Origin of the sequence: Citrobacter sp. TBCS-14 (assembly GCF_005280805.1) — a bacterium.
In the GTDB taxonomy this organism is placed as follows: domain Bacteria; phylum Pseudomonadota; class Gammaproteobacteria; order Enterobacterales; family Enterobacteriaceae; genus Citrobacter; species Citrobacter gillenii.
Window position 1 is genome coordinate 1 of record NZ_SZWM01000781.1, and the last position, 302, is coordinate 302.

Sequence of the window (302 nt, forward strand, 5' to 3'; positions counted from 1 at the left end):
GTTTAAGTCAGCAGTTTGGCGTTCCGGGCCGGGTTGTGCAAAACGGTGCCGTTTGGCGTATTCAGATGGGGCCATTCGCCAGCAAGGCTGAAGCCTCCACACTGCAGCAGCGTCTGCAATCCGAGGCGCAATTACAGTCCTTCATCACCGGCGTGTAATAACGTAAACCAGGCATCTGAATTGTCAATTTCTGTAAATGACATTAACAAAGTCACGCGGAAAGTCAGATGCCTGCCAGTTATGCATTTGCTATAGTAGGGCACTTTTTTTAATTTCACCACGGACGTCGTAGTTCAGACCAT

The 302-nt window shown here is 49.0% G+C and carries 1 protein-coding gene; it reads left to right on the forward strand.

Annotated elements, in window-relative coordinates:
- On the forward strand, positions 1-158 hold a 158-nt coding region (locus FDX22_RS21295), incomplete at its 5' end, for an SPOR domain-containing protein (RefSeq protein WP_186805405.1).
- Positions 159-302 lie beyond the last annotated feature (144 nt).